Source organism: Algibacter mikhailovii, from assembly GCF_014651495.1.
Classification (GTDB): domain Bacteria; phylum Bacteroidota; class Bacteroidia; order Flavobacteriales; family Flavobacteriaceae; genus Algibacter_E; species Algibacter_E mikhailovii.
Window position 1 is genome coordinate 233,065 of sequence record NZ_BMWZ01000007.1, and the last position, 21,076, is coordinate 254,140.

The following is a 21,076-nucleotide window of genomic DNA, read 5'->3' on the forward strand; positions in this document are numbered from 1 at the left end:
TAAATGCCGCTAATTATTTCTAAAGTAGCTTATAGCGTGAGAAGTTGTTCTGTGAATGCAACATGTCATAAGGCGCAGGAACGGCCTAATTCTTTTTACAATAACATAGTTTTATAAGCTTTATTATTTTTTATGCTTGAGTTCATTCAGTCGCATGGGCATACGGTCTATGACATTATAAAGTTCTTTTGTTGTTAAGACGTCTTGTTTTTTTAGTTTTATTCCGCCATCCAGACCAATTAAAACAACCTCAAAATCATCGGAATCATCTGAGATATTTTTATGTTTATCTTCCAAAGATTTCCAGGTTGTATTAATTTCTAACGCGTCACCATCAATCTTTTGATATTTATCTCCAACAATAAGAAATAGAATTAATTTTCTCTCCTTTAATTCTGAAAAAGCGTTTTTAAATTCTTTGAGTTGCGCTTTATATTTTGGGCTGTTTTCATTTAATGTTTTAACAATTAAAATCCGATTTTTCCATTTATAGTTATCCAAATGCTGTCCGTTTACTTTTATAAACATCATAGTACATAAAAGTATTGGAAATATCCTAAAGACACTCTTTTTATTTTTACTCATATGTTTTACTCGCTTTTTTTGGAAGTAGCATGGTATAAGCAATTTTAAATTGCGGGTCATATAATAACTCCATTAATTTATAAACGAGTTTTTGTTCCTGTCCTAAATTCATTATTCATCTCCTGGGTGATAACGCGATACAGCTCTTTTTAAAACATCTTCTTTGTAGAAAGGAACAGTTTTAAATTGCATATCAGCATAAGGCTGCGCTTGATCGTTAAAGTGTTTCGAATTTGGATGTCCACTTTGACCGCCAACTAACATTGATTTGGCTTTTACCTTGTCTCCAAATTCTACAACAGCAACAAAACTGTTACCTCTAGTGCCATAAAGTTTTTTAGTGGTTTTATTAATTGAACCCCCATAGGCTGCTAAAGCTCCCCACCAGGCAGAAGCAAAGCCTATGGGAATACTTGGTTTATCATCATCAAATGTTAGATTTATTTCGCCATTTAATCTTTGGAACCGATTAACCTCACCCCATGGTATTTCCCAAAAACCAAAATCCTGCTCTAATTGAGAAATTGTTTGTTTGAAAAATTCTATTCTTTGCTCCAAAGGAGAAGCCTCACCGCAATAGGTAATGAATTCCATGCCTGAAAACCCCTTTGGCCACTCCGCTTTTTTGATAAATTGTACAGCATAGAAATGAGCCAAGGTCATTGCCACTGATTCTTTAGAAGTTCTGTAATCCCATTGGCGTAGTATGTTAATGGGTGCGTTAAGAGATTCTGATTGGTCTAACTCATCATAGGCTTTTATTAAACCCGGGATTAAAGCTTCAAAAGCTGGCAAATAAGAGTCATGTGCTAGTTCAATAAGATTGTCTATGGTATACCCCTTGCTTTTGGTGAGCAATGCTATGGCATGGACGCCGCGGAAATTCTCTTCATCTTCAGACATATAGTTGGGGTAGTCCTTTTTCTTTGGACTGAATTCGGCTGCGGCAGTGAAAGGCGTAGAATTGCAATTTTGGATCCAGCCATTTTCGGGATTGAGAATTAAGATGTTTTCATCAACGGTATGCAAGCCTTTCCAGTCGTTTTTTGGATTGCTGCCGTCTACCGGTTTGGTGTAATCAAAAACAGTGTCACGAACGGGAATGAAGTTACCATGAAAATAGGCAATATTACCTTCAGCATCTGCGTAAACCGTATTATTAGATGAATTCGTCCTTAAATTCATCATCTCTCTAAACCCTTTATAGCCGCTTTGTTTGGTTCGGGTATAAGATTGTTCTAAAGCCTTGGTTGGATTCCACATCATGGCTGTTGAAACCCATTGTTTGTCCTGCATGTGGGTGATAGGTCCGTGATGCGTATGGTATACCGGAAAACTTTTTTCTTTAAGCGTGTTTCCTTCTTTATATTTGAGACTGACTTCTGAAACGTTTACAGGTTTCCATTCATCGCCATATTTGTAAAATAGACCTTGCCCAGTTTTCTTTATGATTTCTTTAAATTCATCCAGAATATCAGTGTATGTGGAGGTGTGCATCCAGCCAGTCTTTTCATTAAAGCCTTGGTATATAAAAAATTGTCCCCAGGTTACTGCACCGTATGCATTTAATCCTTGTTCGCTTACGGCATGAACTTCTCCCCTGAAATAAAAAGAAGTATGCGGGTTAATAAGTAGAAGGGGATTTCCAGACTGGGTTAGTTTTCCTGAAATAGCAATACCATTTGATCCTTTTGGCTCAGCCATTTCCTGCTGCTTTTGTAAGTCTAGGTCTTTGTTCAATGGGATGTCCATACCACTGTCATAGAACATTTTTAATTTTTTAGTTGATATGCGTTCAATATCTCCCCCTATAGAACCTTCGCTAAAATACATTGGCATCCAAGGTTCAAAATGGGTAATTAACTTTGGTTTTACATCGGGGTTGTTGTGCAAGTAAAAATTAATACCATCAGCAAAAGCAAGGCATAATTCTTTTAGCCATTCAGGGCTATTGTTATAGTTCTCTTTTGCCTGTTCTTGGGTCATAAAAAGCTTGGCTCTTAAATCACTATATAAGGCCTCAGCGCCTTCCACTTCAGCTAGTCTGCCTGTTGCCCAAATGTAATTTTGTTCCACACGATTAAAATCATCTTCACATTGCGCATACAGTAATCCAAAAACTGCATCAGCATCTGTTTTTCCGTAAATATGAGGGACACCAAAATCATCACGTATAATTTCTGTATTCGCTTGGTGTTTATGCCAACGTGCGTGATCATCATGAACTTGATTACTGTGTTCCTTATTGGAGCAATTGAATAATATCAGTGCTAAAACGAAATAGATTTGCTTTATAGCCATAATTTTAGAGGGATTACTGTATTGGCATATTTTGCCGGTAAAGTCCTTAAAGTTAACTAAGAAATCGCAGAAAGAAAATTTCAGTGGTATTTTAGTTTTAATGCCTAATAAATTAGCATCGATATTATGGACTGTTTTAATATGACATAATTCCTGATTTTTGATTTCAAAATGTTATTGGATTTCTTATTAAATTTTCTTTACACCCCTCTGTATTTGCTCAGGTAAGGCATGCAAAAAAATCAATGCCTAAATTTTGCTTAATTAAGTGTTATTAATTCGTAATTTCACATGAGTACTAAAAGGTCTTTTTGGGTGTTTATAAAAAACAAAGTGAATGGTCTTTGTATTAAGAACAGAAATTGGACCAACGCACATGCCAAATGATCTCTAAATAAGTATTCATAATTTCATTTAAACAATATGCCTTTTATTCCGCAAATATCGGTAGTCTCCTATAAGTCAAGGACTATTATTAGTGGATTAATATTGAATACGCCATATAAAAAAAAGCGACAAACCGGACTTCTTAATACACTAAGAGGTGTTCTTAGCTCTTATAAAAAACCATTGCTTAAAAACCAGGAGATTACAGTTTTCATAGATAATAACAGCTATGTAGTAAAGACTAATGGCCATGCTGTTTTTGAAGTTGAATTGAATATTTCCTTTGACAAGGCACCTAATGTTCGTGTTTGGTATCAAGAAGAAGAATTACATATCCATCAGAATTACCCCATTTTTTTTAAATATTCAGATACGAGATTCGCTATAATTTCTGATATAGATGATACCATTCTGGTTTCTCATACGGCTAGTTTTTTTCAAAGAATAGGTGTGCTAAGTTTTATTCCTCCCGCAAAAAGAAAACCCATTGATTTTACTCAAAAATTGTTAAAATTGGTAGAATTGAATGATATTAACATGTTCTATGTTTCTAAAAGTGAGCGAAATTTGTTTGATGTTTTAACTACCTTTATTCAAAAACAAGCATTGCCTAAAGGCGTTCTGTTTTTAACACCATATTTAAATTTACGTGAACTTACAAAAAGAAAGAAAGGAAAGGATTTTAAACTGGACAGAATTGAATTTATCTTAAAGCATTCAAGTGATAAGAAATTTGTTTTGATTGGAGATGATACTCAAAAAGACATGGAGGTTTATGAAGTGATATCTAGAAAATATAAGAATCAGATTGTTAGAATTTATATTCACCAAACAAGATCAAGAATTAATTCGCGGAAACAATTACTTTGGAAAAAGCTTAAATCAACTTTTCCAAATGCCGTTTATTTTAATGAAAGCACAGATATAGTTAAGGAGATCGATCTCCTCAGAAATTTAATTACAAATAAAGCAGAGTTATGAAAATATTACTTGTTGTAAATCCAATATCAGGCGGTGTAAACAAAGAGCCGTTTTTAAATAGTGCTAGAAACATTTGTGAAAAATATGGTGTTGATTATGAGGTTTTTAAAACTACTGGTGAGAATGATTTAGAAAATTTACAATTAATCTTGCCTAAGATAAAACCAGATAAAGTGTTATCCGTTGGTGGTGATGGAACCACATTATTTACTGCGATAGCATTATTAAATACAGATTATCCCTTGGGAATTATCCCGCTGGGCTCCGCAAATGGTATGGCTACAGAATTATTTGTAAACCCAGACCCCATAGAGGCTTTTAAAGATGTCTTGCTATCTGATGTTGTTGAAGGTCTTGATTTAGTAGTAGTGAATGATGAACATTACTCTATCCATATTGGAGACGTAGGTGTAAATGCTAGTATAGTTGAATCTTATGAAAAAGATAAGAATAGAGGGATGGCTACCTATGCAAAATATTTTCTTGAAGCGTTACAGAATTTAGAGCCATTTAAGTTTTCTATAACGGCTAACGGAGAAACTATTAATGAGTCGGGGTTAATGGTTGGTATTTGTAATTCTAGAAAATACGGGACAGGAATTCCATTAAATATTGATGGTAATCCCATGGATGGAAAATTTGAGATCGTGGTTGTACAAAAAATCAATTCGAGTACATTATTAAAAGCAGGCCTGTCTAAATTTGATGAAAACTTTTATGATAGTCAGAATAGTATATCTATTTCTACCACAAAGGCAATTATTAAGTTTCAAGAACCTAGATTGTTGCAATTAGATGGTGAGGTTATTGGTAAGTTTTTAGAATTGAAAACAGAAATAAAACCCGGAGCTGTAAAATTGATAACACATCATGATAACGCGTTCCTTAAAGCGGATTCATAAGAGTATTTTCGCTTAGTTAATGTTTTTTCCAATGCACAACTGGGCCTTATCATGAGTAGCACAGAGGTTGTGAATTTCATCTAAAAGGTCATTTATGTTCTAAGAAACAAAGAAAATCCAATTGTAAAATACTGAAAACCTTTATCTTTAAAATTAGAAATTTCCGTAGCCATGATAAAAACTAAACTTTGCTTATTTATTGCCTGCTTTTTTACGCTCTTATTACAGGCCCAAGAGAACTATTTGGGAGAAGGCCCTTTTGACCAATTAATAATACGCGGCGTTACTTTGATTAATGGTGATGGGTCACCTCCAATATCGCCAGTTGATATTGTAGTTGAAAATAATAAAATTGTAAAAATACAAGTTGTGGGCTACCCCGATGTTGAGATTAAAGACAGTGATAGACCAAAACTAATACAAGGCGGTAAAGAATTGGATGCTTCTGGTATGTATTTATTACCTGGTTTTGTAGATATGCACGGGCATATTGGAGGAGATGCACAGGGTGCAGATCCAGAATATGTGTTTAAACTATGGATGGCTCACGGTATTACTACTATAAGGCAACCTAGCGGAAGAAGTGCCGAAGAGGTTTTAGAGTTGAAAAACAAAAGTAAGACCAATGAAATCGTTGCACCTAGAATCTTTGGGTACACAGGTTTTGGTAGTGGCGCTAAAAATGGAATTAAGACGCCTGAAGAAGCACGTGAATGGGTTAGAGAAAATGCCAAAAAAGGAGCAGATGGTATTAAGTTTTTTGGGGCAGAACCTGAAATTATGAGCGCTGCATTAGATGAAAACAAAAAATTAGGCTTAGGCTCGGCATGCCATCATGCCCAATTAAGTGTTGCCAGATGGAATGTCTTGCACTCCGCAAGAGCGGGTTTAACCTCTATGGAACATTGGTATGGTTTGCCTGAAGCACTATTTGAAGATAGAACAATACAGAATTACCCCTTAGATTATAATTATCAAAATGAACAGGATCGTTTCGAAGAAGCAGGTAAGTTATGGGCGCAAGCGGCCAAACCTCATTCAGAGCATTGGAATAAGGTTATGAATGAATTACTTGATCTAGATTTCACTATAGATCCTACTTTTAATATATATGAAGCCAGTAGGGATTTACATAGAGCCAGACGAGCAGAGTGGCACGAAGACTATACATTGCCGTCATTATGGGAATTCTATGAGCCAAGTAAAATTTCGCATGGATCGTATTGGCACAATTGGGGTACAGAACAGGAGGTGGCCTGGAAAAAGAACTATCAGCTTTGGATGACGTTTATAAATGAATATAAAAACAGAGGCGGTAGGGTGACCACTGGGTCTGATTCTGGGTTTATTTATCAATTGTATGGCTTTGCATACATTCGGGAATTAGAACTTTTAAGGGAGGCCGGATTCCATCCATTAGAAGTTATAAGAGCGGCGACATTAAATGGTGCCGAAGCTTTGAACTGGGATGATAAAATAGGTTCCATTCAAGTTGGGAAAATGGCTGATTTTGTTATTGTGGATGAAAATCCGTTGAAAAACTTAAAAGTCCTCTACGGAACAGGGGCTGTTCAATTGACAAAAGAAAACCAAATTATTCGGGCAGGCGGAGTAAAATACACTATTAAAGATGGTGTTATTTATGATGCTAAACGGTTACTGCTAGATGTTAAAAATATGGTAGATGATGAAAAGAAAAAACTGAACTGGAAACTTTCACAACCTGGTGTGACCAATTAGGGCTGAAACCAATTTATAGCCCAGTTTGAACTTTAGGATAGTTTAATACCCTGGCATCTAAGAAGAGTGCACTTGCTTCTTTCAAGTGTTTACCTTGATTTATCTTTTTACGGTATTGTAGTTGGCAACTTCCTCTAAAAACTTGTCCAATTGCGTTCTGTTATACCACGTGCCTTTTAGCATTACTCCATGAATATCTTGAGTGTTTTTTATATCCTCAAGTGGGTTTCTGTTTAATAAAACTAGGTTGGCATTTTTTCCCTCTGCGATGGTGCCTTCCATGGAAATGATATTTAAATACCTAGAGGCGTTTACAGTACTAGCTTTCAATATTTCATAAGGTTCTAGTCCGGAATCTTGTAAAAATTCAAACTCTTTATGTATAGAAAACCCTGGTACTACCATACCAAAGGTATCGCTTCCTGTAAGCAGAGGCACTTGATGTTCGTTTAATATTTTAGTGAACTTTTTCATCCAGTCAAAGAAGTTTTCAAAAAAGAGATCTGAATCTATTCCTACAATTTGTATGCCTTTTAGATCTGCTCTATAATGGTTCTTTTCTGTTAGGTATTTTTCATATTCGCCGCGTGTTAAGTAATTCGATTTAGGGTGTTTTTGAAGAAGGGCAAATTTCTCCTCATCAAGGTACTGTAAAATCATTTCAAAAATCACCAAGGTTGGCGCTACATATACACCGCTTTCTTTTACTTGTCTTGCCGCCTTGTTTAGATAATCTATATCATGGATTAATATTTTTGAATTTTCAAAAAGATCGACGTTTTCATAGACATTGCCTTCTTGAAAGATATAAATAAACTCCTCTACATGCTCAATAGATTTCATTCTCAGTGAAAATTCCAATGGTAAATTATGTTGCCCATGACCAATAACCGTAATGTCATGTTTATAGGCTTCATCAAGTAGCTTTAAGTAGTTTTCTTTTGGAATATCTACTCCATCCCCAATTTTAAGAAAGTTGTATTTTTTCTCTTTATGTTCTCTAACAATGCGCTCTATGTCCTCAAAGGTTTTCAATTGATCATAACTTAAATAAGGCCCTGTAGTAAAATAGTTTGGCCCTAAAATCTCGCCTTGTTTTGTTTTTTCTCTAATGGTTACATGGTCTTGGCCTCCATATTCGGCCATATTTCTTGCAATGGTAATGCCATTGGCAAGGAGTAATTTGAATTCGTTTTCAATAGGGCTTTTTTTATCTCGCCAATGATAGTGCATTTCAGATAAACCCGGAATTAGATATTTATCAGTAGCATCTATAACAAGGTCAGCCACGTGTTTTGGTGCTGTTTTCGTTGAGGTTATGCTGGTTATTTTGCCATCTACTACAACAACAGTTTGATCATTTAAGACTTCGTTTGTAGTCATTGGGATGACATTGGCATGCTCAAATACAACAGTAGAGCTGAATTTGTTCAACCAATGACGTCTTATTTTCAGTTGTTGGTCTGTACTATTTTCATACGCTGATAGTTTGCCGTCCTTGTAATTAAGACCAACCATATCAAAATAGGTTTGATAGGGTATGGCTGCACTTCCTTCAACATAGTTTTTTAAGAATTCACCGATAGACGGTTTCGTCAGCGCTGTTATTTCATCGAGCAAATAATCATCTTCAAAGGGGGTGTTTTTCCCATAGGTTTTAGAAAGCGTTTTCATTAAATCCAATAGACCTTGCTCACCATGACTTTCTTTTCGAATTAAAATATCTAAACACATGCCTATTAAAGCACCTTTTTGGTAGACATTTGGATAGTTGTTGCTGTATGGTTCTAGGAGTATGTTTTCACTCATCTCAGTAGAACTCATGGTATCATCATAGCGTTTCGAGCGCTTTATTTTATTAGTAATAACCTTATAGAACTGCTCCTCAGTAATTAGCCCTTGGTCTATTTTAAACAGTTTAGAAAAATACTCTGTCACACCCTCATACAACCACAAATGTTTTGAAAAACTTGGGCTGTGATAATTAAAGTTATGAATATCTTCAGAGTGAATGCTTAATGGGGTAATGGTATGTAAGAACTCATGAGAGATAAAGTATTTTAAATCGCTATATAAGTCTTCTTTAGCAGTGTTTTCAGGCATTACCATAACTGTAGATGTATGGTGTTCTAAGGCACCGTAGTCTTCTGGGTTGATTTCCGTACCGTCAAAAAAGTAGATGTGAATATCATATCGCGACGTAGTAGTCCCATAGTTTTTTAAATATTCTACTTGAGATTTCATGGTGTTTTCAACCACTTCTTTGATCTCTTTGGCCGTATAGATATTGTTAGGGGAGTAGGTGCTAATCACAATTTCTATATCCTTGATTTTAAATTTTTCAATATCAATATGGCCATACATGATCGGGTTGTCTATAACCTCAAAATAGCGCGTAGCAGAGAATGTGTTAACAACGGTTTTGTTGTTGGCGTTTTTTGAACTGGATTCTAAAGGCAGGGCTGTCGCGTACTTATAACTTTCTGGAGCATTAATTTTAATTTGGTAGTTATTATTTTCTAAACCTTTAAAATAGCCTATGAAACCGTGGAGGTTCAGTACATAGTTGTCTGGATCTATATTGGTGCCGGCAGGAAATTGCGGGATATTATCAAATTCACCTTCTTTAAGATCGTAGGTGTCTTGAACGAGATAGGTGATTGAAGAGAGTTTATTTGCTTTGTCAATTTTCCATGAATTGACATCAGTTTTAGAGACTTTTAGTGCCTTTCCTTTTTTGTCAAATGCTTTAAAATCATGAACAAATCTTCCAAAATCGCTAATGGCATAGGTGCCTTGAACCACCTTTGGCAGTCTATAAATCATTGATTTACTTGCTATACCATCAAAACTAATGGTTACAGGAACCATATCGTCTTTTACCTGGTTTAAATTTATTTCACTGTAAATTACAGGCGTTTTATCTACAGGGTTGTTTTTGGCTTCTGAAGGCAAAGCGCTTAGAAAGTATATTAAGACAATTAGGTTTTGGAAAAGGGATTTCGTTTGAATTAATTTTTTCATTGACTAGTAACGTTATTCGCTTTTGAACTTTAATATTATAGAACGGCTTTCAAAGTCCAACATCTCAATAAAATAAAGCTTTGCCATATTGAAATTGGAAAACAAGTAGTCTTCATGTTTTTAATTCATGAGGTTACTTTTTGAACAATGACCACAGGTTTAAATGGATGGTTGTACTAATTTTAAAATACCATATGCGGTGTTTTGAAGGCTAAATATAGGCGTATTCCTATTTTGTTGTATCAGATAATTGAATTTTTCTGGTGACTTTTTTGTTGGAGCCTTACAATAAAAGTTTGATTAAGGTGAAAACCTGATTTTTTATTCAGCAATTGTTTTTGGTTGATGTCCAATTTTGAAATTGCAAGAATTGGCTATAAAGCAAAGTTCATTCGCTTTTTCATGCAATTCATTCGCTTTTTCAATGCTATTTGGGTCTGTGATTTTCACTATTGGTTTAAGAGTTATTTTGGTAAATTTTCCGCTACCATTTTTAGTCTCTTCCATAATGCCTGTGGCGTTATCTAAATATTCAGTTACTATTATTTGATGTTCTGCACATAGGTGTAAATAGAAAAGCATATGACAAGAAGATAAAGACGACAAAAAAAGATCTTCTGGATTATATCTTGTTTTATCGCCCAAGAAAGCGGGGTCAGATGAACCATTAATAACACTATATTTGCCGTCACCTATGATTTTATGGTTGCGGTTGTAAGCCTTATAATTTAGCGTGCCACTTCCCAGGTTACCTGTCCATTCAACTTTTATTTCGTAATTGTGTTTTTTCATGCTTATTTTGAAATTTTATGTAGTATTCAAAATGCCACACCACGGTCTCAATTATCAGAAGTTACGTGGTATGGCACTAAAAATTTTATTTGGTCTACTGGTATGCCAAACCCAAAAATCCTTAAGGATATTCAGCAATAATCAGAAGCAATGCTTAATGGTCGGTATTGCTTGTCATTATTCGTTTTTTAATACAATTCTGAATCTGGCTTTTCCGTTTTCTAGATGTTCAATGGCTTCATTCACCTGAGACATTGGGAATTCCTCAACTTCAGGATATATATTATGTCTTACACAAAAATCGAGCATCGTTTTAGTTAATGCAGGACTTCCTATAGGACTTCCACCTACTGTTTTTTCTCCCATAATTAAACTAAAGGCAGGGATTGCCATGGGTTCTAATACAGCACCCACGGTGTGAAATTTACCTTTTGGTGCCAAAGCAGTTAAAAATGAATTCCAATCCAATGATACATTAGTGGTATTCAAAATAAAATTTAATTTTCCAGTGATACTTTCTAATTCTTCAGGGGATGTCGAGTCAATGACCTGAGTAGCACCCATATTTAAAATAGCGTCTTTTTTACTTGGGTTTGAGCTGAAGGCAATCACCTCACAACCCCAGTATTTTAAAAACTTAAGCGCCATATGTCCTAAACCTCCAATCCCGATAACGCCAACGGTATCGGTTGGTTTAACACCAGCCAATATAATAGGGTTAAAAACAGTAATACCACCACACAATAAAGGACCTGCTTTACTCATATCAATACCGTCAGGAAGAGGAATAGCCCATGACCAATGCCCACGAACCATATCGGCAAATCCGCCATTTCTACCTACAATAGTGGCCTCACTTTGACCGCAAAGATGGTGTTCACCGTCCATACATTGCTCGCAACTCATGCATGACGCAGACATCCATCCCAACCCTACTTTGTCTCCAACTTTCACGTTTTTAACCGCATTACCTGTAGCTATGACTTCTCCAATGATTTCATGACCTGGCACTAGCGGATATTGAGTCATTCCCCATTCATTATTTATCATACTTAAATCAGAATGACAAATGCCACAATAAGAAATTTTAATATCAACGTCTTCTGAACCTAGTTCTCCTAAGTCATAAGAGTAAGGTGTTAGTTTTGCATTTTGCTCGGTTGCAGCGTATCCATTTACTTTCATAATATATTGTTTTTATTAATAGCTTTAAATTACTCACACACACGGTGTTCGTGTGTGGTTTTTTACTGAAAGAGAAGTGGGGTATTTCCTTGTGCACATAAAGATAATTAATAAGATTGGATTTTCTTTGGGAAACTTAACCGCATTTAAAGGCAAAGGTCGTGATGCTATCGTTGTTAGTTTTTACCTCAATATTTATGATCATTAGGTCTTTTTTGTAAAACCTTGTAATCCCATTGGAAAATGGTTTCAGAGCATTTATAAGGATTCCATTTGCTCTGTAAGCCTTGGCTGTATGGTTGTCTTAAATTTTCAGTTTAAAAGATTATGAATACGCCTTAATGACTTTACTGTTTTAGAACAGCTTTGGTAAACGTGACTTTTAGTCGCTGATTAATCATGGCCTGCGGTTTAGTAAATGAGCCATAATACAGTTTTGCGAATGCTACTATATCATTGAAAGCAATCCATATTTCACCATTGTCCTTTTTGTAAACCAATAGCTTTTGACAAAAGGCATCCAATCCAATTTTTGGCATTGTCATCATGGCTTTTCCTCCTGGAGCTGGACCACCAAACAACAACAGTGTAGCCGGTTGAATTTCAACACCTAAAGCTTTAGCATCTTTTTGAAAATCAATATCTCCAAACCAACGTGTGTCATTTTGAGCTTCTACTATGGCCTTTAAGTTTTGCACCGTTTGATTGAAGTCAAAATCTGATTTTATACTTATAATCCCATATCCAACATCAACGGAGTCTGTCTTGGTTTCTGAAATATTGACACCTTTTATGGGTTCTAAAAGCTTACGCATGTGCTTCTGATAATCTTCTAATTCTTTAGCATGTAATCCGTGTCTTTTGGCAATAAAATCGGCCGATGTGTACGTCAGAGAAACACGAGAAGTATCGGCTTCAGTATAACATAGGATTTTATAAGGAAGATCAATACCAATAAGCGCATTTTTCTTTATCAATGCTGTATTCACATTGGGATCAGAGAAAATGGTGGCAATTGAAGGCGGGGTATAGACACCCTCTTCTTTTGCCATTTGGTGATGATTCAGGTTAATCACATATTTTTCTTGAATGTTTTGATTTAACGTCTTACTCAAAGCAGAAACTTGTTCAGCAATGGTATTTTGATTTTTAATGTTTTTAACCTCTTTTTTCTGATTTTGGCAGCTTGTGAAAATAACAAACAATACGCCTATTACTATGACTTTCTTCATTGTATTATGATTTATTCGCTAGCGGCTTTAAAAGCACTCCAATCCTCGTCTACCTTTACCAATTTATGTTGGTCTTCATAGCCCTTGTATAATGCCAACATTTCGTTGTATATTTCGGTCTGGTCTTCTTCCAATGGATTACTTTCAGAAGGATCATTAACTACATTATACAAATGCCATTCACCGTCACCAAACATACCTTTACGAACCTTCATTAACTTATAGTTGCCTTTCATTAAATACCCATTTCCAAAGAGTTCAAAGGCATACCAATCTTTATCAGTTCTTACATGGTTTGCCTTTCCGTCTAAAAATGGTCGTGCACTAATTCCAGAAGGTTGAACCACTGCTTTTTCATTGTATTGACTTCCCGGGTGATTAATTCCTGCATAGTCTAGAATGGTCATTGGAATATCTTTAACCGACATAACAACATTGCTTATTTCTCCTGCTCTACTATAATCACTGTTCATGGCTCCAGGTGGTACAATTACCATAGGAACACGAACACCTCCTTCGCCTATAAACCATTTCCACCAAGATAAACCTCCTGTTGCGGCATTTGCCCATGATGTGCCAATGTAATTACTGGAGTTGGCAGTACCAATGGCTTCAAATGAGGTATCGTAATTGTTGGCAATCCATTCTCCAAAATCCTGATTTCCAGTCTTTGGATTCTCAGCTTCCATCCCCTCCGGACCATTATCTGAGACATAAACTATCAGTGTGTTTTCTAATTGATTAGACGCCTTTAAATAATCAAGCATTTGCCCAATTCGGTTATCTTGGTCTTCTATTTCGGCGGCATAGGTAGCAAACACTTTGGCTTGATATTCCTTTTCTTCTTTACTCAGGTCATCCCACTTTTTTACCAAATCGTTTTCTGGAGAAGGGTTTGCAATCTCTGAAATAAGACCATTATTTTTTAAACGTTCATACCTAAATTGCTTAAGTCCTTCGTAGCCTTTTTCAAGATAGAATTGATAGTGTTTTTCAATTAATTCTGGTGGTGCTTGAATAGGAAAGTGTGCTGTGGTGAATGCCATATAAGAAAACCATGGCTTCTTTTTTGCGTTTGCCTCTTTTATGAACTCTATCATTTGGTTTGTGTAGAGTTCTCCAGAGTAGATGCCTTCGGGGCGGTTGTATTTTTCTCCATTCAAAGTCCAATGTTCTTCAAACTTTTTGTTTTTATAATCAGGGTCGCTGAAATCTGGTGTCATTCGTAGGTTGTTCCAATGGTTGGATCCCCCTGATAGTATACCAAATTCTTTTGTAAAACCCCAATGTAACGGACCATGTCCACCTGCGGCTTCACCACCCAAATGCCATTTTCCAACTTTCATAACCTCGTAGCCTTCATCTTTAAAAAGCTGGGTAATGGTCAGTGCATTATCAGTTAAATACCCTTCATATCCGGGTTTCCCTTTTGATGGCGGGTAGAAGGAGTAATCAAATGAACCCAGGCCCACCTCAATATTGTTGCAACCTGTAAGTAACATAGAGCGTGTTACAGAGCATACTGGTGAAGCATGAAAATTAGAGAAGCGCACCCCAGCATTTGCCAAACGACTAAAGTTTGGTGTTTTGATTTCTGATCCATAGATACCAAGATCTCCAAAGGCAATATCATCGCCAACCAATAAGAGCACATTTAATGGTTTCTCTTTTTGAGAGGTTACTTCCTTTTTTTTTGGTTGATTGCAGCTTGCAAAAAAGAGCATGGCCATGATGGCATAAATAAAATGTTTCATTTGAAAAAATTATTGATTTGTAATTAATACCTATATTACTGATCGCGATTAGTTGCGTAATTTATGTACTCAATATAGTAAATAAATCGCAGATAGAAAGTTGGTGCCTTATTTCTTTTAAGCACGCGTCCTGAAAGGTATGTGCTACTATTTTTGTTTACAATAGTTCTTTAAAATCACTTGATTCAATGATTTTTTTAAAGTTATTGGTGTTGAGTAATTCAAAAATAGCCTGTTTCTTATTGGTGCTATTTTCATAAAAAGACTTACATATTAAAAATCCCATAGTATATCCCAAATTACTTGGTCGGTCTGTAATGGCACCTCCATTGTGCATCCATTTAGATAAATCTTGGCCATAAATATCACGTTTAAGTTCATGCATGATAAACATATAATTACTATCTATTTGTAAATAATCAAGATTTCGTTGTACACCAGGACTCACCTGATTATTTTCTGCAAGTAATGATACCAAAAAGTCACAAACACCTTCTTCTATTAATTTTCCGAGTAATAATGCGCTGTTTTCAAAATCTGAATACGACTGTTGAAAATGCATAAGTTCATGTACCAAATCATACTTCATATTACTATATTCGGTAATTGTTGATAATTGCCATTCACTTAGGTTCTTTAAAGGCATGTCCTTTGATTTTGCAAACATATCAGCGCCAATAAATAGGGCAGACTCCGTAAGTGTACCCGTTCCATTGAGTAAATCTGGAACCAGATAGGTCTTAGGAAAAACGGCTTTGGGATATAATATTGAAAATTTTTGCATCATCAATTCTGATTGCTGGGATACCTTATTTAGCTTCTCAGCAGTCAAGTAATTTTTTAAATAGGTATAGTATTCTGAGTTTTTTTTAATCATAACCTGATACATGTTTTCCGTGTTTTCATACCTAATATGATAGTAATCTTTTAGGGCATTTGAGCCTTCACAAATGTATTCAGACAGGTGTTTTTTTGCATGGATTGTATCGTTTAAGGCTTGGTCAAAATAATTCCAAAATCGATCAATGGGTGTCGTGATAACTTCAAAATTTTCAACCGATCCATTTTTAACTTTTATGTCATTTAAAAGCCTATCTAATTCAGGACGTAATGCACTAGTCTGGCTTTCTTTTTCTATGCCAACTTTATCTAAAATGTACGGACTATTCATCCCGAAGTTGATTGCGCGCTTAATAGAAATTAAGGCTGAATCTATGTGGTTTGCCTCACCAAATTGCCATGCCGCATAGACAAATAATTCTGACGATTCATTTTTAGTGCCAGCTTCAAAATACAATTGTGCGGCTTGAGAATGATTACCTGCAGCCCGAAGCGAGTCGGTTGTTAATCCTATGGCCCCCAAGTCAACCAAATTACAAGGTTTTTGTAGTTTCGTTTCAGTTTGACAGGCTAAAAGCAAAATCGAAAAAAGAAGGACTAGATTGTATTTCATTTTATTGATTTTTAAATATCGCGCTTTTTAGTTTCAAATGTTGTAGCCTTATTCAGATGGGTTCATCATTACTTACAAGGTTATTTTATTCAATTGGAATACAGATGTCAATTATCGTTTTTTTAAGTGGATGTGTATTAGAATTATTTTGATAAACTTCAAAAGCGTCTTTTTTTGAAACTTTTAAATTGTTTTTATGTATCCAATCAAACATTTCAAGCCAGGCTTCTTTAAATTCAAAAAATGAAATTTCATATCTGCCAACAACACATTTCCCAGCGTTTAATTCTGTTTTTTTGATCTCATTTGTTGGTTCAAAAGGTTTGTTCGCTATGATACAGGCACTTTGTCGGACATTATACATTCCAACTACGTTTGGGTCATCGTGATAAATAGTTAAGGTTTTGTTCGTTTTAGGGTTTGAAAATCCATTGGAACGCGCCCATTGCATGAGTTTACCATAAGCTGCTCCAATGCCTTGAAAACTTCCTTGGTATTCTACCTTCGCAAGAGTGATTTTCCTTAATTCTAAAACTCTAATACGTTTTGCTTTTTTCAACTTCTAAACTTATGTTTTTTAACTACTAATCATTTCAGATAGTAATATAATTAATAACAAGCAAAAAGCGGTTCAGGATGGACCTAAACCGCTATTTTTTTATATGTGGTCACCCACTGTTTTTTTATTTTTATTGATTGGCTAGCCTTTACAAAACCATATTTTTTGTAATTTTTGATGCGGTTTTTGCTCGTACAGCTAGCTAAAGTATTGGGGTTTAAACCATGGCTTTTGTATAATACTTTTTCCGCAACCAAAAGGACAAACGCACTAATAAAATCAATGCGGGAACTTCAACTAAAGGCCCTATGACTCCTGCAAAGGCTTGCCCTGAATTTAGTCCAAAGACTGCAATAGCAACAGCAATTGCTAACTCAAAATTATTTCCTGCTGCAGTAAATGCTACAGATGCTGATTTATCATATTCAGCGCCCATAGCTTTGGTAAAGAAAAAGCCAATGATAAACATTAGTGTAAAATAGATAAGTAAAGGGACCGCAATAATAATAACGTCCATCGGAATTTCTACAATCAATTCGCCCTTTAGAGAAAACATAACTACAATGGTAAATAAAAGTGCAATTAAGGTCATTGGCGAAATAGTTGGAATGAATTTATTTGTGTACCATGCCTCGCCTTTTAGTTTAACTAAAATTAATCTGCTTAAAATGCCCATTCCAAAGGGAATACCTAAATAAATAGCGACACTTTCGGCCATTGTTCCAATTGAAATATCAACAATTGCGCCTTCAAACCCAAAGTATGGTGGAAGAATTGTAATAAAGATCCAAGCATAAAAACTGTATGCGAACACCTGGAAAATACTATTCAATGCCACTAAACCTGCCCCATATTCACTACTTCCTTCGGCAAGGTCATTCCAAACTAAAACCATTGCTATACAGCGTGCTAAACCAATTAGTATTAGCCCAACCATATACTCTGGATAATCTCGTAAAAGGGTTATTGCCAAAACAAACATTAAAACAGGACCAATAATCCAGTTTAGAATAAGTGAAATAGAAAGAATTTTAGTGTTTCTAAAAACCTTTGGTAACAACGCATAATTGACCTTTGCTAAAGGTGGATACATCATTAAAATTAAGCCGATCGCAATAGGAATATTTGTTGTTCCACTACTAAATGAATTGATAAGATTTGGAAATGTTGGAATAAAATAGCCCAGGCCAACACCAAAAGCCATGGCAACAAATATCCAAAGGGTAAGATTTCGGTCAAGGAAACTTAATTTTTTTGTGGCCATTATTATGAATTTATTTGAGAGAAAACGTAAAAGAGTTCAGTTGCAATTTGCAGACTTCTTTCATTGTACTTTTCTGCTTGTTGCGGTGTATTGTCAAAGGCTTTTGGGTCATCAAAAGTTATAGGAATACGTATTTCCGCTCCTGCAATAAATGGGCAACCACCATCAGCTTGTGAACAAGTCATAATCGCTGCAAATTCTGATTTTGGATTAAATTCGTCATCCAATTTTTTAGAAAACCCTATGATTGGATGCTCGTTATTAGCATATTTAATACTGTAAACAGGATTCTCGTTTGTTGAAATGGTGTTTATTTGAAATCCTGATTTTTGCAATGTTTCTGCAGCCATTGGGAACAGAGCTGTTGCCTCTGTTCCTCCTGAATAACAAAACACATTTTTAATATTAAAGTAATTTGCCATAGTTTGTGCCCAAACTTGCGATAAATGGCTTCTTCGCGAATTGTGAGTACAAATAAAATTGATACGAATTTCTTTGTTTTCAGAAACCTTAGATTGAATAAAGTCAGCGAGCGGTTGTAAAACAGCTTTGCGTTCACTCGAAATGGTTTCTGGTTTTAATCCTTTGATTAAATTGTCTATTTCTGAAAATAGCGTTGGTGCTGTGGTTGTCATTTTGTTTTAAATTTTGAATTGTTAATTAGCAACAGTTTCCGTCTGGCGAACAACAAGGTTCAGCGCTTAAAGTTGATAATTCTACTTTTGTCTTTTCTTCTGGAATTCCACATTTATCCATTGCCAAACATTCAGTTTGCTTGCTGGTTAGTAGGAAATGTTTCCCGTCAAAATCAAGTCCAAATTTCCCAATAGTATCTCCTTGATATTCTACTTCAATTTCTAAATCATCAATGTTCAAAACTTTTTCTGAAAGTTCTATAATACTCAGGAGTTTTTCTGGGTGCAACCTGTGGTCGTAGTCGTTGGCATTCCAAAGCTGAAAGTTTACAACTTCTTCGTTTCTTACTGTCCCTCCACAATCAATAAAATGTTTTGTGATTTTACCAACTTCTGTGACGTGAAAGTGGCTTGGTACCAATGTTCCATTTGGTAATTGAAAACCTATAATTTCTAATTCTTTTAATACTGATTTTACTTGTGATAACTTCATAACTATATTTATTTATCGTTATTTTACGATTAATTAATTCAAATTTTTTTTAACAACAATCTTTTATGTTTGTCAAATCTTGGTTTAGAAATGCGTTCATTACAGATTTCATTGCTTTCCAATTTTCTTTATGAATACAGTAACAAACACTAGTGCCTTCTACATTTCCTTTAATTAAACCTAAATGTTTAAGTTCTTTTAAATGTTGTGAAATGGTTGGTTGCGCTAATCCAATTTCGATAACCAAGTCTCCGCAAACGCACGAGTCAATCTTAAACAAATGCTGTAAAATTGCCACTCTTGCAGGATGTCCGAATGCTTTCGCAAACAGCGAAATTTCATTTTGTTGGTCCGTAAACATTTCGGTTTTTGCTAATCCCATTTTCTTTATTATTTCATTGCAATATTACGATTAATCTATTGAATAATAAAATTTTTAATTTCTTTTAACAGAAATTTTGCTTTTTCCGAATTGGAGAGCAAGGAACTATATAGTAGGAATACGTAGCAGTAGCCTTCTTTATTTGTGGCTTAGGGGTTGGTTCATTTCAACTAGTGTTGTTGGAACTCTATGAGCAAGGCGGACACAATCCTTGTTAACCGCCTGATGATTTTAGGAGTAGGGTATCACAAGTTATTCTGTACGCTCCTCGTTAGGCATGTCTATTATTTGGTATTGGATTCAAAGTAGCCTTTCAGAATTAATTGCACACCCCATTTCATAATTTCTATGGATTGATTATTATTTAAACCTGAAACATCTTTAGTAACTATTAGTGGTTCTATGCCCATTAAGAGGGTAAATAAATTGACTAGTTTTTCTTTTTCTGTAGTATTGATGGATGTGTTGTCAAAGGCAAGTTGTAATGTTTTTTTTCGCCTAGCACCTCTTTTCATTTCGGCTGGATTTGACGTTAATACGGTGCATAGATATTTTCTAAATGCTCCTTCGTGATCAATAGCAAGCTGGTTGTAGTAATGTTGAACCCCAAGAATGATGTCTTCCATATTTTTTTCTTTTAGGTTTTCAATAATACTTTCTGGGCTTTTTGTATTTAAATCTAATCCGGCTTCATTGGCTAGAATTTCAACTTTTGAATAATAGCGGTAAATAGTAGCTCTTGAAATTCCAGATTTTTTTGCAATATCTTCAAGGGTAAATTCTAACCCTTTATTGATGTAGTATTGCGCGCTAGCTAAAATTTTGTTTCTAGTTTCTAATTTTTGATTGACCCTGCCTGATTTGATGTATTCTTTTTTCATGAGACAAATATCTCATAAAATTTGGATATTTCAAAATTAAGATATAGTTTTGTGAGACAAAAATCTCATAAAATGAAAACAGACAATACAAAATGGGTTTTAGGTCATAAAGTAACATCTTATGATACTTCAGGTGATTATGATATGATGATGGCCGAAACACCACCACAGGTACAAGGTCCGCCACCGCATTTACATAATAGTTTCAAAGAGTCTTTCTTAATCATAGAAGGTGAAATGGAGTTTTTTATAAATGGCGAGGTGATACATGTTAAAGCAGGTGAGTCGGTTGATATTCCGCCAAAAACATTGCATACTTTTGGCAACAAAACGGATACCACTTGTAAGTGGGTAAATATCCATAGCCCTAAAGGTTTTAGAGCCTTTTTTGATACATTGGGCATACCTTTTGAAAATGAAAATGCAGAATTAGAATCTACAACGCCCACCATTATCAAAAAAGTAATGGAGACAGCGGCAGATTTTGATATGATAATAAAAGTTTAGCTAAGCCTTTCCTTATCGC

General features: G+C 35.2%; 18 protein-coding genes. 4 read left to right on the forward strand and 14 right to left on the reverse strand.

Annotation, left to right across the window (positions count from 1 at the left end; genetic code table 11):
* Positions 1–123: 123 nt before the first annotated feature.
* A complete protein-coding gene (locus IE051_RS15170) occupies positions 124–585 on the reverse strand; it encodes a DUF4174 domain-containing protein (RefSeq protein ID WP_189362180.1) in 462 nt (153 codons plus the stop codon).
* Positions 586–696: 111 nt separating this feature from the next.
* Positions 697–2,886, reverse strand: coding sequence for an acylase (locus tag IE051_RS15175; RefSeq protein WP_189362182.1), 2,190 nt, complete (start codon positions 2,884–2,886; stop codon positions 697–699).
* A gap of 423 nt (positions 2,887–3,309) precedes the next feature.
* Here IE051_RS15175 and IE051_RS15180 point away from each other — a divergent pair, with 423 nt between their 5' ends.
* The 3 genes from IE051_RS15180 (at position 3,310) to IE051_RS15190 (ending at position 6,896) form a co-directional block, all read left to right on the forward strand.
* Positions 3,310–4,254 carry a phosphatase domain-containing protein gene (locus IE051_RS15180; RefSeq protein ID WP_189362183.1) on the forward strand — a complete coding sequence of 315 codons (945 nt, stop codon included), beginning with the start codon at positions 3,310–3,312 and terminating at the stop codon, positions 4,252–4,254.
* Positions 4,251–5,156 (forward strand): diacylglycerol/lipid kinase family protein, encoded by a 906-nt coding sequence (locus IE051_RS15185; RefSeq protein WP_189362185.1) that lies wholly within the window; start codon positions 4,251–4,253, stop codon positions 5,154–5,156. The genes IE051_RS15180 and IE051_RS15185 overlap by 4 nt, the downstream gene beginning before the upstream one ends.
* A 171-nt stretch (positions 5,157–5,327) precedes the next feature.
* Entirely contained in the window at positions 5,328–6,896 is a 1,569-nt protein-coding gene (locus IE051_RS15190) for an amidohydrolase family protein (RefSeq protein ID WP_189362186.1), read from the forward strand.
* A gap of 99 nt (positions 6,897–6,995) precedes the next feature.
* Here the strand turns inward: IE051_RS15190 and IE051_RS15195 are convergent, their stop codons facing one another.
* The 12 genes from IE051_RS15195 to IE051_RS15250 form a co-directional block, all read right to left on the reverse strand.
* Positions 6,996–9,920, reverse strand: a complete 2,925-nt coding sequence (locus IE051_RS15195) for a M61 family metallopeptidase (RefSeq protein WP_189362188.1) — start codon at positions 9,918–9,920, stop codon at positions 6,996–6,998.
* A gap of 321 nt (positions 9,921–10,241) precedes the next feature.
* Complete coding sequence (locus IE051_RS15200; RefSeq protein WP_189362190.1) at positions 10,242–10,712, reverse strand: OsmC family protein; 471 nt, start codon at positions 10,710–10,712, stop codon at positions 10,242–10,244.
* Positions 10,713–10,889: 177 nt separating this feature from the next.
* A complete protein-coding gene (gene ahr, locus IE051_RS15205) occupies positions 10,890–11,897 on the reverse strand; it encodes an NADPH-dependent aldehyde reductase Ahr (RefSeq protein WP_189362192.1) in 1,008 nt (335 codons plus the stop codon).
* 347 nt (positions 11,898–12,244) lie between these two features.
* Positions 12,245–13,129, reverse strand: coding sequence for a DUF302 domain-containing protein (locus IE051_RS15210; protein ID WP_189362194.1), 885 nt, complete (start codon positions 13,127–13,129; stop codon positions 12,245–12,247).
* An 11-nt stretch (positions 13,130–13,140) separates the two neighbouring features.
* A complete protein-coding gene (locus tag IE051_RS15215) occupies positions 13,141–14,883 on the reverse strand; it encodes a sulfatase family protein (protein ID WP_189362197.1) in 1,743 nt (580 codons plus the stop codon).
* Between the two features lie 157 nt (positions 14,884–15,040).
* Positions 15,041–16,336: a hypothetical protein gene (locus IE051_RS15220; RefSeq protein WP_189362198.1), complete on the reverse strand. Its 1,296-nt coding sequence runs from the start codon at positions 16,334–16,336 to the stop codon at positions 15,041–15,043.
* An 85-nt stretch (positions 16,337–16,421) separates the two neighbouring features.
* Positions 16,422–16,895, reverse strand: coding sequence for an AraC family transcriptional regulator (locus IE051_RS15225; protein ID WP_189362200.1), 474 nt, complete (start codon positions 16,893–16,895; stop codon positions 16,422–16,424).
* A gap of 217 nt (positions 16,896–17,112) precedes the next feature.
* A complete protein-coding gene (gene arsB, locus IE051_RS15230) occupies positions 17,113–18,159 on the reverse strand; it encodes an ACR3 family arsenite efflux transporter (protein ID WP_189362202.1) in 1,047 nt (348 codons plus the stop codon).
* 2 nt (positions 18,160–18,161) lie between these two features.
* A complete protein-coding gene (locus IE051_RS15235; RefSeq protein ID WP_189362203.1) occupies positions 18,162–18,794 on the reverse strand; it encodes an arsenate-mycothiol transferase ArsC in 633 nt (210 codons plus the stop codon).
* A gap of 25 nt (positions 18,795–18,819) precedes the next feature.
* Positions 18,820–19,287, reverse strand: coding sequence for a DUF6428 family protein (locus IE051_RS15240; RefSeq protein ID WP_189362204.1), 468 nt, complete (start codon positions 19,285–19,287; stop codon positions 18,820–18,822).
* A gap of 49 nt (positions 19,288–19,336) precedes the next feature.
* A complete protein-coding gene (locus tag IE051_RS15245) occupies positions 19,337–19,669 on the reverse strand; it encodes an ArsR/SmtB family transcription factor (protein ID WP_189362205.1) in 333 nt (110 codons plus the stop codon).
* A gap of 284 nt (positions 19,670–19,953) precedes the next feature.
* The gene (locus IE051_RS15250) at positions 19,954–20,550 is read right to left on the reverse strand and encodes a TetR/AcrR family transcriptional regulator (protein WP_189362206.1); all 597 of its coding nucleotides are present in this window, start codon (positions 20,548–20,550) and stop codon (positions 19,954–19,956) included.
* 72 nt (positions 20,551–20,622) lie between these two features.
* On the opposite strand from IE051_RS15250, the gene IE051_RS15255 reads away from it, so the two are divergent.
* Complete coding sequence (locus IE051_RS15255) at positions 20,623–21,057, forward strand: cupin domain-containing protein (RefSeq protein ID WP_189362208.1); 435 nt, start codon at positions 20,623–20,625, stop codon at positions 21,055–21,057.
* Positions 21,058–21,076 lie beyond the last annotated feature (19 nt).

Bases quoted from the DNA above. Each gene is read 5' to 3' on its own strand.
- IE051_RS15170 (WP_189362180.1), bottom strand. From the start codon at position 585: ATGAGTAAAAATAAAAAGAGTGTCTTTAGGATATTTCCAATACTTTTA.
- IE051_RS15175 (WP_189362182.1), bottom strand. From the start codon at position 2,886: ATGGCTATAAAGCAAATCTATTTCGTTTTAGCACTGATATTATTCAAT.
- IE051_RS15180 (WP_189362183.1), top strand. From the start codon at position 3,310: ATGCCTTTTATTCCGCAAATATCGGTAGTCTCCTATAAGTCAAGGACT.
- IE051_RS15185 (WP_189362185.1), top strand. From the start codon at position 4,251: ATGAAAATATTACTTGTTGTAAATCCAATATCAGGCGGTGTAAACAAA.
- IE051_RS15190 (WP_189362186.1), top strand. From the start codon at position 5,328: ATGATAAAAACTAAACTTTGCTTATTTATTGCCTGCTTTTTTACGCTC.
- IE051_RS15195 (WP_189362188.1), bottom strand. From the start codon at position 9,920: ATGAAAAAATTAATTCAAACGAAATCCCTTTTCCAAAACCTAATTGTC.
- IE051_RS15200 (WP_189362190.1), bottom strand. From the start codon at position 10,712: ATGAAAAAACACAATTACGAAATAAAAGTTGAATGGACAGGTAACCTG.
- ahr (WP_189362192.1), bottom strand. From the start codon at position 11,897: ATGAAAGTAAATGGATACGCTGCAACCGAGCAAAATGCAAAACTAACA.
- IE051_RS15210 (WP_189362194.1), bottom strand. From the start codon at position 13,129: ATGAAGAAAGTCATAGTAATAGGCGTATTGTTTGTTATTTTCACAAGC.
- IE051_RS15215 (WP_189362197.1), bottom strand. From the start codon at position 14,883: ATGAAACATTTTATTTATGCCATCATGGCCATGCTCTTTTTTGCAAGC.
- IE051_RS15220 (WP_189362198.1), bottom strand. From the start codon at position 16,336: ATGAAATACAATCTAGTCCTTCTTTTTTCGATTTTGCTTTTAGCCTGT.
- arsB (WP_189362202.1), bottom strand. From the start codon at position 18,159: ATGGCCACAAAAAAATTAAGTTTCCTTGACCGAAATCTTACCCTTTGG.
- IE051_RS15235 (WP_189362203.1), bottom strand. From the start codon at position 18,794: ATGACAACCACAGCACCAACGCTATTTTCAGAAATAGACAATTTAATC.
- IE051_RS15240 (WP_189362204.1), bottom strand. From the start codon at position 19,287: ATGAAGTTATCACAAGTAAAATCAGTATTAAAAGAATTAGAAATTATA.
- IE051_RS15245 (WP_189362205.1), bottom strand. From the start codon at position 19,669: ATGGGATTAGCAAAAACCGAAATGTTTACGGACCAACAAAATGAAATT.
- IE051_RS15250 (WP_189362206.1), bottom strand. From the start codon at position 20,550: ATGAAAAAAGAATACATCAAATCAGGCAGGGTCAATCAAAAATTAGAA.
- IE051_RS15255 (WP_189362208.1), top strand. From the start codon at position 20,623: ATGAAAACAGACAATACAAAATGGGTTTTAGGTCATAAAGTAACATCT.